The organism is Streptomyces canarius (assembly GCF_014650735.1).
Classification (GTDB): Bacteria; Actinomycetota; Actinomycetes; order Streptomycetales; family Streptomycetaceae; genus Streptomyces; species Streptomyces olivaceoviridis.
On the sequence record NZ_BMVN01000049.1, the window covers coordinates 40385 to 55480 of the forward strand.

General features: G+C 71.5%; 12 protein-coding genes. 5 read left to right on the forward strand and 7 right to left on the reverse strand.

All coding sequences use genetic code 11. The features are described 5' to 3' along the window. Positions 1–5: 5 nt before the first annotated feature. The gene (locus tag IE294_RS38985; protein WP_189894122.1) at positions 6–2501 is read right to left on the reverse strand and encodes a sensor histidine kinase; all 2496 of its coding nucleotides are present in this window, start codon (positions 2499–2501) and stop codon (positions 6–8) included. A 235-nt stretch (positions 2502–2736) separates the two neighbouring features. Between IE294_RS38985 and IE294_RS38990 the strand changes: the two genes are divergently transcribed. After that, positions 2737–4323 (forward strand): Na+/H+ antiporter, encoded by a 1587-nt coding sequence (locus IE294_RS38990; protein WP_189894123.1) that lies wholly within the window; start codon positions 2737–2739, stop codon positions 4321–4323. Positions 4324–5124: 801 nt separating this feature from the next. On the opposite strand, the gene IE294_RS38995 is transcribed toward IE294_RS38990, so the two are convergent. Next, the gene (locus IE294_RS38995) at positions 5125–6078 is read right to left on the reverse strand and encodes a diacylglycerol/lipid kinase family protein (protein ID WP_306433513.1); all 954 of its coding nucleotides are present in this window, start codon (positions 6076–6078) and stop codon (positions 5125–5127) included. 420 nt (positions 6079–6498) lie between these two features. Between IE294_RS38995 and IE294_RS39000 the strand changes: the two genes are divergently transcribed. Next, positions 6499–7602 carry an AI-2E family transporter gene (locus IE294_RS39000; protein WP_189894124.1) on the forward strand — a complete coding sequence of 368 codons (1104 nt, stop codon included), beginning with the start codon at positions 6499–6501 and terminating at the stop codon, positions 7600–7602. 190 nt (positions 7603–7792) lie between these two features. Here IE294_RS39000 and IE294_RS39005 read toward each other — a convergent pair whose 3' ends face one another. Both IE294_RS39005 and IE294_RS49170 read right to left on the reverse strand, forming a co-directional pair. Then, a complete protein-coding gene (locus IE294_RS39005) occupies positions 7793–8470 on the reverse strand; it encodes an HdeD family acid-resistance protein (protein WP_189894125.1) in 678 nt (225 codons plus the stop codon). A 134-nt stretch (positions 8471–8604) separates the two neighbouring features. Then, entirely contained in the window at positions 8605–8727 is a 123-nt protein-coding gene (locus IE294_RS49170) for a hypothetical protein (protein WP_268252837.1), read from the reverse strand. A 262-nt stretch (positions 8728–8989) separates the two neighbouring features. On the opposite strand from IE294_RS49170, the gene IE294_RS49910 reads away from it, so the two are divergent. Beyond that, positions 8990–9631: an MFS transporter gene (locus tag IE294_RS49910; RefSeq protein WP_373315925.1), complete on the forward strand. Its 642-nt coding sequence runs from the start codon at positions 8990–8992 to the stop codon at positions 9629–9631. 20 nt (positions 9632–9651) lie between these two features. Here the strand turns inward: IE294_RS49910 and IE294_RS39015 are convergent, their stop codons facing one another. Both IE294_RS39015 and IE294_RS39020 read right to left on the reverse strand, forming a co-directional pair. Then, entirely contained in the window at positions 9652–10314 is a 663-nt protein-coding gene (locus IE294_RS39015; protein ID WP_306433514.1) for a TetR/AcrR family transcriptional regulator, read from the reverse strand. After that, on the reverse strand, positions 10308–11528 hold the full coding sequence (locus tag IE294_RS39020; protein WP_189894126.1) for a cytochrome P450: 1221 nt from the start codon (positions 11526–11528) through the stop codon (positions 10308–10310). Before IE294_RS39020 ends, IE294_RS39015 begins: the two co-directional genes overlap by 7 nt. Positions 11529–12078: 550 nt before the next feature. Between IE294_RS39020 and IE294_RS39025 the strand changes: the two genes are divergently transcribed. After that, positions 12079–13299 carry a metallophosphoesterase gene (locus IE294_RS39025; RefSeq protein WP_189894127.1) on the forward strand — a complete coding sequence of 407 codons (1221 nt, stop codon included), beginning with the start codon at positions 12079–12081 and terminating at the stop codon, positions 13297–13299. Positions 13300–13360: 61 nt separating this feature from the next. On the opposite strand, the gene IE294_RS49915 is transcribed toward IE294_RS39025, so the two are convergent. Continuing rightward, complete coding sequence (locus IE294_RS49915; RefSeq protein ID WP_359836604.1) at positions 13361–13735, reverse strand: multicopper oxidase domain-containing protein; 375 nt, start codon at positions 13733–13735, stop codon at positions 13361–13363. A gap of 202 nt (positions 13736–13937) precedes the next feature. On the opposite strand from IE294_RS49915, the gene IE294_RS39035 reads away from it, so the two are divergent. Next, a complete protein-coding gene (locus IE294_RS39035; protein ID WP_189894129.1) occupies positions 13938–15032 on the forward strand; it encodes a carboxylate-amine ligase in 1095 nt (364 codons plus the stop codon). The last annotated feature ends 64 nt before the right edge of the window (positions 15033–15096 follow it).

Genomic DNA, 15096 nt, shown 5'->3' on the forward strand with positions numbered 1-15096 from the left:
GCCCATCACGCACCTCCCACGCTGTGTTCGGTCGGTTCGGCACCCGCCGTCCGGGCCGCGAACGGCAGCGACACCACCATCGTGAGACCGCCACCGGGGGTGTCCTCGGGGCTCAGGGTGCCGTTCATCGCCTCGGTCAGCCCTCGTGCGAGGGCGAGGCCGAGACCGAGTCCGGTCGTGTTGTCCGTGTCACCGAGCCGCTGGAAGGGCTCGAAGAGGCGGTCCCTGCCGTCCGTGGGCAGGCCGGGTCCCCGGTCCACCACCCTCAGTTCCACCCGCCCGGCCAGGGCGCTGGCGGTGACCAGCACCTTCTTCCCGGGCGGGCTGTGCCGGGCCGCGTTGCCGGCCAGGTTGGCGATCACGCGTTCCAGCAGCGGCGGGTCGGCCAGCACGGCCGGGATCGCCTCCACGTCCGTCACCACGGCCCCCGGCACGTCCGTCAGCGCCATCGGCAGCACCTCCTCCAGGGTGGTGGCCCGCAGGTTGAGGGTGAGGGCGCCCGCCTCCAGCCGGCTGAGGTCGAGCAGGTTTTCCACCAGGCGGTTCAACTTGGCCATGGACTCGTCGGCGGTGGCGAGGAGTTCGTCGCGGTCCTCCTCGCAGAAGGCCACGTCCCGGCTGCGGAGCGAGGTGACCGCGGCCCACCCCGCGGCCAGCGGTGTGCGCAGGTCGTGGCCGACGGCCCGCAGCAGCGCCGTGCGCAGCCGGTCGGCGGCCTTCACCGGCTCCACCTCGGCCGCCGCCTCCGCCAGCCGGGCCCGCTCCACCGCCGAGCCGACGTGCGCGGCGAACGCGGCCAGTACCCGCCGCTCGGAGGAGGAGAGGGTACGGCCGCGCAGCACGAGGTGGGCGCCCGGGCCGGCGGGGACGGCGGTCACGGCGGGCGCGTCCGGCGGCTCGTCCACCAGGTCCGCCGACTCCATGCCGAAGGTCTCCCGCGTCCGCTCCAGCAGGGCCGGGATGGTCGCCTCACCGCGCACGATGCTCCCGGCCAGGGACGACATGGTCTCTGCCTCCGCCGTCGCCCGCGCCGAGCGGCGCGACAGGCGCAGGGACCGGTCCACGACGGCGGCCACGGTGGCCGCCACGACCGCGAACACCCCCAGGGCCACCAGGGCGTTCGGATCGTTCAGCGTGAAGTGTCCGACGGGCGGGATGAACCAGTAGTTGAGCAGCAGGGACGCCGTCACGGAGGCGATCACCGCGGAGGCGACCCCGCCTATGCAGGCCACGCCCACCACCGCGAGCAGGAACAGCAGCGCCTCGCTGGTCAGGTTCAGCGTGCCGCGCAGTTGGGCGAGGACGAGCGTGAGGAGCACCGGCAGCAACAGTCCGGCGACGGGCCCGGCGATCAGCCGGGCCGTCGACAGTGTCCGCCGCCGGGACGGGAGCAGGGTGCCGCGTCCGGCCCGCTCATGGGTGACCCGGTGCACGTCGATGTCGCCGGACAGCTCGGTGACGGTCTCCCCGGTGCCGGGCCCGGACAGGAACCGGGCCAGCCGCCCCCGGCGGCTCGTGCCCAGCACCAGCTGGGTGGCGTTCTCGGCGCGGGCGAACTCCACCAGCGTGGTGGCCACGTCGTCGCCGACCACCGAGTGGTAGCTGCCGCCGAGATCCTCCACGAGCCGGCGCTGCCGGGCCAGGGAGGCGTGCGAGACGCCCGCGGCGAGGCCGTCGCTGCGGGCCACGTGCACGGCGAGCAGGTCGCCGCCGGCGGACCGGTCGGCGATGCGGGCGGCCCGGCGTACGAGCGTGTCGCCTTCCGGTCCGCCGGTCAGGGCCACGACGACGCGCTCCCGGGTCTCCCACACGCCTCCGATGCCGTGCTGCGAGCGGTACTCCTGGAGGGCCTCGTCGACCCGGTCGGCCACCCACAGCAGCGCCAGCTGGCGCAGGGCCGTGAGGTTGCCGGGCCGGAAGTAGTGGGCGAGGGCCGCGTCGATCTTCTCGGGGGCGTAGATGTTGCCGTGCGCCATGCGGCGGCGCAGCCCCTCGGGGGGCATGTCCACCAGCTCGATCTGCCAGGCCCGCCGTACGACCTCGTCCGGCACGGTCTCGTGCTGCGGCACTCCGGTGATCTTCTCGACCACGTCGTTGAGGGACTCCAGGTGCTGGATGTTCAGCGCGGTGATGACATCGATGCCCGCGGTGAGGAGCTGCTCGATGTCCTGCCAGCGTTTGGGGTTGCGGCCGGCACCGGGGACGTTGCTGTGGGCGAACTCGTCCACGATCGCCACCTGCGGCCGGCGGGCGAGGACCGCGGCCAGGTCCATTTCCTCGAAGCGCCCGCCACGGTAGGCGCAGGGCGTCCGGGGGACGGTCTCCAGGCCGTCGAGCATCGCCTCGGTGCGCGGACGCCCGTGGCACTCCGCGAACCCGATCACCACGTCCGCACCGCGAGCGGCACGCCGGCGCCCCTCGTCGAGCATCCGGTAGGTCTTACCGACCCCCGGGGCCGCCCCGAGGTACACCTTCAGTCGTCCGGGCCGTACGTCACTCATCGCCGCCGACGCGCTCCGCTCACTGATCCAACTCCGTTGTGCAGAAGGGTTCCTGCCACCAAGAAAGCCGCTGCACCGGACGATCGTCGCGGCTGTTAGCGCTTCCTTGTCGCCGGTCCCGGGGACCTTGACACTGCCTTGACGTGACCTGGGCCGATAGGGTGAGGGCAGGTGTGCCGGGAAGTCTGGTCGGCCGGAGGCCAGGGTGGCTTCCGTAAAGCCCCAGGGGGACGGCATGCGCAGCGTCGGTACGGTTCTCGCCCTCGTGGTCCTGGCCACGGTGGTCGCCACCTTCGCCCGCCGGTGGCGGATCCCCGCACCCTCCCTGCTCGTCGTCGCCGGGCTCGCCGTGGCGCTGCTGCCGGGCACTCCCCGGATCGAGATCAGCCCCGAGATCATCGGGCTCGTCGTCCTGCCGCCCCTGCTGTACGCCAGCGCGGAGGACATGTCCTGGCGGGAACTGCGGGCGGTGTGGAAGCCGGTCGGGATCCTCGCCATAGGGCTGGTGCTGGCCTCCGCCACCGCCGTGGGTGCGGTCGCGGGCCTGGTCACTCCCCTGTCCTGGCAGATGGCGTTCGTACTGGGCGCGGTCCTGGCCAGTACCGACCCGGTGGCGGTGACCGCGCTGGGCCGCAGGCTCGCCCTACCGCCCAGGGTGCAGGTCCTCGTGCAGGCGGAGAGCCTGTTCAACGACGCGACCTCGCTGGTGCTGGTCCGGGTGGCTGCGGGTGTCGCCGTCGCCTCGGCCGCCGCCGACTGGGGCTCGGCGGGCGGTGAGTTCCTGCTGCTCGCGGGCGGGGGGACGGTGATCGGGGCGGCGGTGGCCGGGGTGATCACCCTGATCCGGCGCCGTACCGAGGACCCGGTGCTGGAGACGGTGATCGCCCTGGTCACCCCGTACGCCGCCTACCTCCTGGCGGAGGCCGCGCACACCTCAGGAGTGACGTCGTGCGTCGTGGCCGGAGTAGTGCTGGGCGGGCGGGGCGACCGGCTCACCAACGCCCGTATCCGGCTCCAACTGCACGCCGTGTACGGCACGGTGGTGTTCCTGCTGGAGAGCGTCGTCTTCTCCCTGATAGGGCTGGCGCTGCCGGCGCAGGTGCGGGCCCTGGCCGCCGGGGACCGGGCCTGGCCGCTGTACGTCCTCGCGGTCGCCGCCACCCTCGTCGCCGTACGCCTGCTGTGGCTCGCGCCTCTTTCGGCGCTGGTGCAGCGCAAGGGCGGGCTCGGGCGCATGAACTGGCGGATGCCGGTCGTGCTGACCTGGGCGGGCACCCGTGGGGTGATGCCGTTGGCCGCCGCCCTCTCCATCCCCGAGCTGACGAAGAGCGGCACCCCGCTCGCCGGACGGCCGCTGGTGCTGGTCCTGACCACCTCGGTCGTGGTCGTCACCCTCGTCGTGCAGGGCTTCACCCTCGCCCCGGTCGTCCGCGCCTCCGGCATCGCCCTGGAGCCCGCCCACACCGCCCGCGAGGAGGCCGAGGCACGCTCTCGCCTGGCCCATGCCGGGCTCGCCCGCCTGGAGGAGCTGGCGGAGCTGGAGGTCGTGCCCGACGTCGTCCTGGACCGGCTCCGCCGGGGCCTGAGCGCCCGCCTGGACGACGCCCGCGACCGCCTCGCCGAGAACGACGACACCAACGGCACCGGCGGCACGGCCACGGTGTCCGCCGACCGGGTCTACCGGCAGCTGCGCCGCGACCTGGTCGCGGTCGAGACAACCGAACTCCAGCGCCTCTACGACACCCATCGCATCAGCGACACCACCCGCCGCCGCCTCCAGCGCGCCCTGGACCTGGAGGAGGCCCGGCTGACGGACGCCTGACGGAACTCGACCGCCCGGGGGCGCGCTTCGGGCAAGGCACACGGGGAGGCCGGACGAGGGCAAGACACCCAGGGCGGGCCGGACGAGGACGGCAGAGCAGGTCCGGGCAGGCCCGCAGGGCTCCTGCTCCCCGCCTCCGCCCGTCCACGGCCGCAGACCGCTGGCGCCGGCACGTCGTGCGTACGGACGCCCTGGCCTCGGTACGGCGGTACGACGGCATTTCCTCCCACCGGGTCCTGCGGGATCTCCACGGCCACTGCCTGGAACTCGACCCCCGCGTCCTCACCGCCAACCCCCTGGTCTGGCAGAAACTCGACACGGGCGTACGCCGCTCCCTGGAGCGCGGCACCATGCGCCGGGGAACCGACGTTCTGGAACGGCTGGGCCACCGTATCGACGACGAGGCGTGCAGGCGGTCCTCCGGGCCTCGGGACTCTCCTACGGCTCCCTGGTCTCATGCGGAAGCCCTACCAGGGCGAGCGTCAGGGCCGCCTTGGAAGAACCCTTCTTGCGGGCACCCAGAGCGTCAAACGGGCGTCACGGCCGGCGGTTCATCACTCCGGCCGCCAGACCGGAACCACACCTTCCAACTCCCTACGACCGCCACCGAGCCGGTGGACCTCTCCGGCTCGAACACCGAGACATTCGCGCTGTACCTGGAATGGTTCCGGCAGCGTCTGCCGGAATCACTGAGCGAGTGCTCGGCCGGCGGACGACCGTGCCCGGCGACGCCGGTCGGCGGGATGGGCGCCGAGTGGTCGGCTCATCCGGTGCGGCGGTCGGGCAGAGCGCGCCCGAGTCTCAGATCGCCTGCCGGATGGCGGCCCAACCTGGTGGTCGCCCGGAGGTCCCGGCGCCGGGACGATGCCGGGGAACCCTTACCCGCAGCGCCCGAGGACTGATGCGGCACCGCACGGGCGTCGGCAGGCTGACGGCTTCGCCGTCCAGCCCGGCGGGGAGGACGGGAACGTCGGCGTACACGACGACGTCGTCGGGCGTGGCGAGACGGGTGAGGCCGTGCGGTTGCCCGCTGCGAAGCCTCGCGGCCGTCTCGATCGGCGTCTCCGCCCTGGCGGCCAGTACTCCCAGGAGGCCGGAGTCGAGACCTGCACGCCTGCCCAGCCCGGCGGGGTCATCCACTTGGTAGGGATTGTTGCTCACCAGCACGGCATCCGGTCCGTCCACGGTGAGCGGCCCGGCGCGCACCACCAGCTCCGGCCCCTCGTGGCGGGCCAGGAATTCCGGAAGGATGCGCACTGCCGTGCCGAGTTTGTCCTCCCGATAGGCCGGGTCCTGGGCCAGAGCGGCATAGGCGCCGAACGACACGTTGTTGACGAAAACGCGCTGGCCTGCGTATCCCAGATCCACGTCCAGCTCGACGCCATCCGTGAGGGCCTCCAGCGCGGCCGAAGGGTCCTCACGGTCCAGACCGAGATCCATCGCGAAGTGGTTGCGGGTACCCGCCGGAATGACCAGGAAGGGCAGGCCGCTCTCCGCGGCCACCTCGGCGACGAGCGCCTGCGTACCGTCTCCGCCGGCCACCCCCAGCAGATCCGCACCGTCGTCCACGGCACGTCGGGCGACTGTCGCCAGGTCCTGGGGCAGGGAATGATCGATCAGGAAAACCCGAGCTCCGAACGCACGTGCTCGTTCCGCGATGCGAAACCGGCTTGCTTTCCCTCCCCCCGAACGCGGATTCACGATCAGATAGGGCCGCCGTGCACCGGTCGTCAGCCGCGACGCCTTCTCGGTCACGATGCATCCTCAAAAGCCGCGTGCGTCAGCCCGGCGCACGCCCCTGGCGGCAGGGGGACTGCCACGATCACGCCCGCAGTTGACAGCGCCGCGCCCCGCCGGGCCAATGGTCCGGCGATTGCGCCTGCGGTCACTGCAACCATGGCACTTCCTCGTCAGTTACGACCTACGGCATCAGCTTGCGGCTCGGCTGCGGAATCCGCATTTCGCGCGAGCACCGCCGTAGCCGGGCACGGCCGCCTTGAGGGCGTTCCCTCGGAAAGGGCTGTGACATCCGCTGGTTGTCTGCGGCCACTTACCTGGCGGCTCACGGCGACATGCCGCAGCACGTGCCGGCGGACGTCGGGTACGTCAGCGCGGGCACACCCGGCGAGGAGGTCTTCTCGTTTTCCCGTGACTGGGGCTGGGCACCCGATGCCCATGGCGACGCGTCCGGTTCCGGTGCGAACCATTCTCGCCACCATCGGTCTGGTGCTCGCCACCTACGGCCTAGTCGAGTTGGTGGTTCAGGCTCGCCGGGTCTTGATCTGGGCGGTCATCGCGGTGTTCTTGGCCGTCTCACTTCATCCAGCGGTTGAAACGCTGCGGCGACGGGTGCCGCGGTGCCGACGGTCGGTGGCCACCTTGCTGGTCTTTCTGGCTGTGGCCGCGGTCGTCGGCGCGGTGGTCGCCCTGTTCGTCATCCCCCTGGCCCGGGAGGGAAGCCGGTTCGCCGGTCGTCTGCCCACGATGATCAGGGACGCCCAGGCCGGCCGCGGGCCAGTCGGTAGCCTGCTGGAGCGGACGCACGCTCTGCGGTATGTCCATCAGCATCAGGCGCAGATCCGCGCGTTCGCGACCGGGCTGAGCACGCCTGCCTTGAAGTTCATCCGCAGTGCCGCGAGCACCGCGGCAGGCGCTCTCACCATTTTCGTCCTGGCCTATCTGATGGTGCTGGAGGGCCCCAAGGCCATAGATCGGTCACTGTCCCTCGTGGACGAGGCGCCCGCGGCCCGGATACGCCGCGTCGGCGCCGCGTGCGCCCGTACCGTCAATGGCTACCTGACCGGAAACGTGCTGATCAGCGTCGTCTGCGGGCTCCTGACCTACGTCATGCTGCTGGTCTCCGGAGTGCCGTTCGCCGGCCTGCTGGCCCTCTTCGTCGCCCTGACCGACCTCATTCCCCTGGTGGGGGCCACCATAGGGGCGGTCGTCGCCTCCACGGTGGCGTTCGTCCACTCCCTGCCGGCCGGCATCGGAGCCATCGTCTTCTTCATCGTCTATCAGCAGGCCGAGAACCACCTCCTGCAACCGGTCATCCTGTCCCGGACGGTGAAACTCAACCCCCTCACCGTGCTGCTGGCCATATTGATCGCCACAGAAGTCGCCGGGATCCTCGGTGCCCTGCTGGCGATTCCCGTCACCGGCATCATCCAGATCGTCCTCAAAGACATCTGGACCCATCGCGGCGGTCGGCCGCCGGGGCTGCCGTCGCGGGCAGACAACAGCCCCGAGAAGGCCGACCGGTCCGACGATCCCGGATGACCGCCGGATGGAAACCAGCCGCCACAAGGGCAGCAAGGAGTTGGTTGAGTCGACGACTCGTCCTGACGGGCAGCATTGAAGCGGGCCTGGTCGTCGAGCAGTGATGGGCGTGAAGGACCGCTCGCCGCCCGACACCCCCGGAGGTTGCGCGGTGTTGCCGCTCGCCGCGTCCGGCCGATCCGCCCTCGGATCAGTGCTGGGGGTGCGGACGTGCGTGGAAGAGAGGGCGCCGCTCGGTGGGCGTGCCGGCAGCCAGGTGGCCGATCTCGACGCGTGTCATGATGGCGCGTACCACCTCGGTCAGGCCCAGGACTATGGCCATGACGCCCACTACCAGGGTGAGTGTCGCGATGGAGGCGAACGGCATGATGATCATCACGATGCCGGCCATGGTGCCGATGATGCCGAAGGCCACGTGCCATCCGCGGGCGGGCATTGCCTGATCGGAGGCCGCAGCGACCGTCTCCAAGGTGCCTCGCATCAGCCAGCTGAAGCCGATCCACAGGGCGAGCAGAAAGATCGACTCCAGGGGGCCCCGGAAGCAGATCAGTCCCAGCAGGATGGAGGCCGCACCGGTGACGAAGTGCAGTACCCGAAGATGCCGCGGGACGTGGGTGCCGAACGCGGCGGCGAGTTCGAAGACACCGGTGGCCAGCAGGTAGACACCGAAGAGCACTCCGACGACGCGGAGCGTCTCGCCCGGCCAGACCAGGGCGATGACGCCCAACGCGAGGGTGGCGAGGCCCATGGTGAGCAGGATCTGCCAGCCCAGGTTCGCCACGGCCGACAGACCGTCGGTCAGGCGACCCTCTTGTGGTTCGGTGACGCGCGGCGGAACGGGGCCGGGAGAATCGGAAGGAGATGTCATGGCACCTGCCTCCTGCTGTCAGTAGCGTGCTCATGTCCGTACCTGTCCATCGTCACCCGATCAGCGGCATGTCGCTCGGCGGGAAGGACTTGGGGGGCCGTGGCCCGTGCGGCCTGCCGGGTGTCCCGGTCGGATCACGACACGTCCTTGGATCCTGCCATCGTGCAGGAGCTGATACGCCTCGTTCGCGCGTTGCGGGGGGAGTGCTCGACCAGCACCTCGATCGTCTTCTGCTGGGCGAGCGTGATCACATCCATCAGTTCGGTGAGGGAGCCCCAGCTGCGGATAGCCGCTCAGGTGGCCGAGCACCCTGGCCACCTGAGCAGCTATCCGCAGCGTCGGGTCCACGCCGACCATGTCAGGGGTCCCTGATGCGCGCGATCGCCTCGTCGCCCCGGAGAGCAGAGCCTCGTCGGCGCCCAAGCGCCTGGCGGTCTCCAGCTTGCCGGCGTCGGTGTCCACGGCGACGACGGTGGTCGCCGCGCCGAGCGCGCGCAGGTCCGGCGGGGCCGCGTCGTCATAGCGCACTCTCACGCTGCCCTTGCCTTCGGCGGACTGCTGCTCCTGTGCGGGCGCATCTCCGACCTGTGGGGCCGCCGGCCCTCCTTCCTCACCGGTCTCGTCGGCTTCGCGATCGCGTCCGTTCTGGGCGGTGCCGCCGCCAGCGGACCGATGCTCTTCGGCGCCCGTGCCCTGCAAGGCGCCTTCGCCGCCCTCCTTGCCCCGTCGGCCATGTCCCTGCTCACGGTGCTGTTCACCGAGGCCAGGGAACGCGCCAGGGCGTTCGGTATCTTCGCCGCCATCGCCGGCGTGGACGGCGGCGTCGGCCTGGCTCGGCGGCGCCTCGTTTTCGGTGGTGGGGGGAACGGGGGCGTGTGGGGACCAGGGCCGCACCCGGACCGGCCGGATCAGGCGCTGGAGGTGGGGATGGTGACGGCCGGACTTCGCCGACCGGCGGCCAGGCCGCCGACCGCACCGAGCGGGACAGGAGCGACCAGGACTCCGGTGACCAGGGACTCCGGTGATCAGGTGACTCCCGCGCTTCCGCGCGCCGAACGGCGGGGCGAGAGAGCGGCCTGCTCACCTCGGGGTGCAGCGGGCCGCACCCGGGAGGGAGATCAGCCCGGGTTCCGCCCGTGTGATCGGCACAGAGCCTGGTAAGGGGCGCGGCTTCGTTTCACCTATGGGTGGATGGTGCGGTGAGCAGTCCCACCAGCGCGTCCTCCAGCGCCTCCGCAGGTGCGCTGCCAGGAACCGCCGGGTTCGGCCGTTCCTTCTGCCAGGGCCCGTTCACGCTCGGCGCACGTGTGGGTGATCAGGTGACGGGCCATGTCGGCGCGCTCGCGGCGCACCTCGGCAGTCACCAGGAGTTCCAGACACCTGCCCAGGCCGCGCAGGGTCTGCCGCAGACTGTCGCGGGTGAGCGACTCGTCGGTGACCAGGGCCCGCATCAGGGGGTCGGTGAGCACCTGCACGGCGAAGCGCGCCTGCCAGGACGGCACACCGAGCGTGTCCAGGTGTTCGGTCACGGGGTGTACCAGGCACCGTGCCCAGTCCCGGATGTCGTCGCTCTCGCCGACGTCTGCCACGTGCCGTCGGCGGATGGAGTCGACCAGGGTGCCGTGCTTGGTCATGATGGCGCGTACGAGTGCCGTCTTGCTGCCGAAGTGGTAGCTGACGACGGTGGTGTTGCTCTGGCCCGCGGCCTCACCGATCTGCCGGTTGGAGACGCCGGACAGGCCGTGCTCGGCGTACAGCCGCTCGGCCGCCGCCATGATGGCCTCGCGGGTCCCGGCTCCGCGTCCGGCTCTCGGTACCGTTCTGTGGGCGGTGTCGTTCACCATGTCACCGGCATCTCCAGCAGTGGTGTGGTCAGCATGCCCTCCTGGCGCCGCAGTTTCGTGGCATCGATGGCCGGCTCCAGGCCGGGAAGGCGGCGCAGCAGCACGCTGAGGACGGCTTGGAGTTCGGTGCGGGCGAGGGGCTGACCCAGGCACGAGTGGGGGCCGGCCCCGAAGGCGAGGTGCGGATTGGGGCTGCGGCCGAGGTCCATGGAGTCGGCGTCCGCCCAGGCTCGTTCGTCACGGTTGGCGGCGGCCATGCTGCACACCACCGTCGCGCCGCGGGGAATCGTGCCGTCGGCGAGTTCGACATCCTCATGGGCGTAGCGGAGCATGCCGAAGCCGCTGCCGTTCGGATCGAACCGCAAGACCTCCTCCACCGCCGACCGGATCAGCGACCGATCCTCCAGCAGGCGCTCCCACCGGCTGCGGTCGGACAACAGGTGCGCCGTCATCGTGGCGACGAACCCGGCCGTCGTCTCGTGCCCGGCCAGCAGCAGCGCCTGCCCGGTCGCCGCCAGCCCCGCCTCGGACATCGGTTCGCCCTCGGTGTCGGAGGCATCCATGAGCCGGCTGAGCAGGTCGTCTCCGGGGGCGGCGCGTTTCTCGGCGATCAGGCCGGACATGTAGGCGGCGAATTCCCGGTGTGCGGCATCCGTCTCCTCCCGGGTGTACCTCGTCATGTTCAGGAAGGTGTCCGACCACGCCTTGAAGAGGTCCCTGTCGCCCTCGGGCACCCCGAGCATGGTGCAGATGACGTAGACCGGCAGCGGGAACGCCACGTGGGACACCAGATCCGCCGGGGCGCCCTGCTCGATCATGGTGTCGACGAGGCGGTCGGTCATCTCCTCCATGCGCGGCCGGAGAGCGGACATGCGCTTGGCGGTGAACCACTTGCCCACCATCCGGCGCCACCGCACATGCCCCTCCGCGTTCAGCGTCTTCGCCATCGGGCTGCTGAAGATGCCCTCGGCGTCTCCGGCGGTGATGCGCGCGGCGTCCGGCCGGGCCAGACCCTCGCGCGTGAGCCGGGGATCGACGAGGGCCGTCCGCACGTCCTCGTACCGGGTCAGGAGCACCGCCTCATCACCACTCGGGAAGGTCACCGGGGCCAGTGGGCAGGTCTGCCGCAGGTCCGCCCATTCCTCCGGGGGCACGAGCGCCTCCGGGGCGCGGAACGGGTACTTCGGGGGCTGTGCGGAGCGCGTCTGGCTCATTGCTGTCTCCTTCGATCACTCTGCGGTCCACTGAAGTCCACCCCACAATTTAAATCAATTGACTGACTTAATCGCGTGGGCAGGTCGGCTGAAAAGGCCCTGCGGTGCACCGGGGGCGCGTCGCAAAACGCACCGGATTCCCCCGGACGGTGCTGGTTTCCGTCCGCGCCCGTGTCCCGGAAACCCCGGCCGACGTCAGTGGTGGCGGCCAGACTGGGTCCATGACACCTGGTCCCGCCGTGCCGGCACCGCCGCCACAGGTCCCGTCGGGACCGGCGATCACCCCGATGGTGCTGGACCGGCCCAGGTGAAGGTCTCCACCACGACGGACGTGGTGTCCCGCGAGACGTTCGCCGGCACCTGCGCGTAGCCGCTCGGCGGCGGACCGCGCACCTCCTGTGACTGGCAGGAGGGGCGCGGGGCCGGACGCTCGACCTCGTCGGCGGCAGGTCTGCGCCTGAAGGACCCGTGCCCATGGAAGCCGGTCCGGCCGGCCCGAGGGCGACCGGATACAGTGCGCGGGACGGCAGCCCGGTCAGGGAGGGGAAGCGTGACCGACACCAGCAACACCCGGCCCGCCGAGGGCGAAGCGCAAGCGCCGCGGCCGAGCCGACTGCACCGCCTGATGCGCTACATCCCCCTGATCGCCCCCGTCCTGCTGTGGGCCGTGCCCTGCTGGGTGCTCCTGTACGCCGGCCAGCACTGGCCGCCGGCCGTCACGCCGGCCGGCACCGCCCTGTTCGTCCTCGGCCTCATCTGTATGCCGCTCGCGATGGTGCGCGGCCACGGCCGGCGCCAACGGGACCGGGCGGCGATCGTCGGTGACACCCTGCTGGGCACGAGCTGGGTCCTGTTCACCTGGTCCGTTCTGCTCGGCGTCCTCCTGCGGTTCGCCCTGACCGTGGCCGGCGTCGGCGAGAGCCAGGACCGGGCCCGAATCGTCGCCTGGGCCGTCCTCGGCGTAACCACCGTGCTGCTCGTGTGGGGGTACGCCGAGGCCCGCCGGGTGCCACGCGTGCGCCGGCTCGACGTGCAACTCCCACGGCTGGGTGCCGGGTTGGACGGCCTCCGCGTCGCCCTCATCACCGACACCCACTACGGCCCCCTCGACCGCGCCCGCTGGTCGGCACGGGTGTGCGAGACGGTGAACACCCTGGAAGCCGACCTGGTCTGCCACACCGGCGACATCGCGGACGGCACGGCCGAGCGCCGCCGCGCCCAGGCCGCCCCGCTCGGAACCGTGCGGGCCACCCGGGCCCGTGTCTACGTCACCGGCAACCACGAGTACTACAGCGAGGCCCAGGGCTGGGTCGACCTGATGGACGAGCTGGGCTGGGAGCCGCTGCGCAACCGCCATCTGCTGCTCGAACGCGGGGGCGACACCCTCGTGGTCGCCGGCGTGGACGACGTCACCGCCGAGTCCTCCGGCCTGGCAGGCCACCGCGCCCACCTCGCAGGAGCCCTGAACGGCGCCGACCCCGACCTGCCCGTCCTGCTCCTGGCCCACCAGCCCAAGTTCGTCGACCGGGCGGCAGCCGCCGGCATCGACCTCCAGCTCTCCGGTCACACCCACGGCGGCCAGATCTGGCCCTTCCACCACCTGGTCCGCCTCGACCAGCCCGCCCTCGCCGGCCTCAGCCACCACGGCCCCCGCACCCTGCTCTACACCAGCCGCGGCACCGGATTCTGGGGCCCGCCGTTCCGCGTCTTCGCCCCCAGCGAGATCACCCTGCTCGTGCTCCGCTCCCCGCACCTGGCCACCGCGCCGTAGCACCGGGCGGACCAGCACATCCGCTGGCCCGTGACGACGTGCGCGAACGTGGTGTGCCTTGTCACGCCTGGTAGGCCACCAGCGCGATCATCCCCGGCTCGCCGTGATAGGCGTTGTGGCAGTGCAGCATCCACTGGCCCGCTCGCCCTCGCCGAGGCCGAGCGCGACACGGTACGCCGCCCGGTCGTCCAGCACCACGCCCCACTCGCCGTCGTACCCACGTGCGGGTGGAAGCAGCAGGTATCGGGGGTGTCGGCGAGGAAACGCCAGGGGAAGTCGCTCCCGGCCCGTACCGCGCTCTGGGCGGCCGGGGGGCACACCGTCCATGTCGTCGCGACGAGCGATGCCGTGCCGGTGGACCGCACGAAAGACGCCGTCCGGCGTCGGGACAGGGCTGCGACAGGCCGACGTCGGAAGTGGGTCTCTGGGCCACCACCGAGCGATCGGCGCATGAGGCATTGGGGCGGGATATCCGCTCATGTCGTGATGCTCGGCGATAAGTGACGGTTTACCGCGACGTGGGTGCGGCACTCGGGCATCGCGAGTGACTCTTCCGACGAGTCATCGCCGTGCGATGCACCGGCCAGGCGCATCGGGAGCCAGTCCGGCGGCGCACCCGGGCGGAACAGAGGCGATCGATGACGACGATCGGTGTCGAAGAGGAGTACCTGCTGCTCGACCCGGTCACGGGTCTGCCCGTCCCTCTGGGGGACAAGGTGCGAGCAGCCGCGGGCCTGGGGCACCTCGTGGCCGACCGGGAGGTGCAGTGCGAGCTGTTGCAGGCGCAGGTCGAGGTGGCCACGCCGGTGTGCGCCACGCTGGAGGAGGTCGGGGGGCACCTGCTGCGGCTGCGGCACGCCCTCGGGGCAGCCGCAGAGACGCACGGCTGCCGGATCGCCGCCTGCGCCACTCCCCCACTGCGCCACGGCCACCCCGTGGCCGTCACCGACCGGGCCCGGTACCGGGCCATGCTCACCCAGGCGCCCCAGCTCGTGGCGGAGCAGCTGGTCAACGGCATGCACGTGCACGTCGGCGTCCCCAGCCGGGAGACCGGCGTGCAGGTCCTGAACCGGATCAGGGTGTGGCTGCCGGCCCTCACCGCCCTGTCCGCGAACTCCCCGCTGTGGGACGGTCACGACACGGGATTCGCCAGCTGGCGCACCGTGATCTTCAGCCGCTGGCCGGTCAGCGGCATGCCCCCGCACTTCGCCGACATCGCCGACCACGACCGGCGCGTGCAACAGCTGCTGGACAGCGGCCTGATCTCGGACACCGGTCAGCTGTACTGGCAGGCCCGGCTCTCGGCGCGGTACCCCACCATCGAGGTCCGGTGCCTGGACGTGCAGCTGCGCGCGGACGACGCCGTGATGCTCACGGGCCTGGTACGGGCCCTCGTGGAGACCGCGCTGGCGGAGGCCGCCGTCGGCGCTCCCGCGCTCGACTGCGAGCAGGAACTGCTACAGGCGAGCATGTGGCACGCGGCCCGCCACGGACTGAGCAGCACCCTGGTCGACCCCGGTGGCCAGCAACGCCGGGCCGGCGAGATGCTGTACGAGCTGCTGCGCCACGTCGCTCCCGCGCTCGACGCGTCGGGCGACAACCGGCAGGTGACGGCCCTGGTCCACCGGCTTCTGCAAAGCGGCACCGGCGCGGACCGGCAGCGCGCCGCACTTGCCGAAGGCGGTCTGCCCGCAGTCATCGACCTGATCCTCGCCCAGAGCACCATGCCCTAGTTGTTCTGTGCCGGGAGGTTGTGGACGGGTGAGCCAGATCTCGGCTGAGGGATCTTGAACGGGT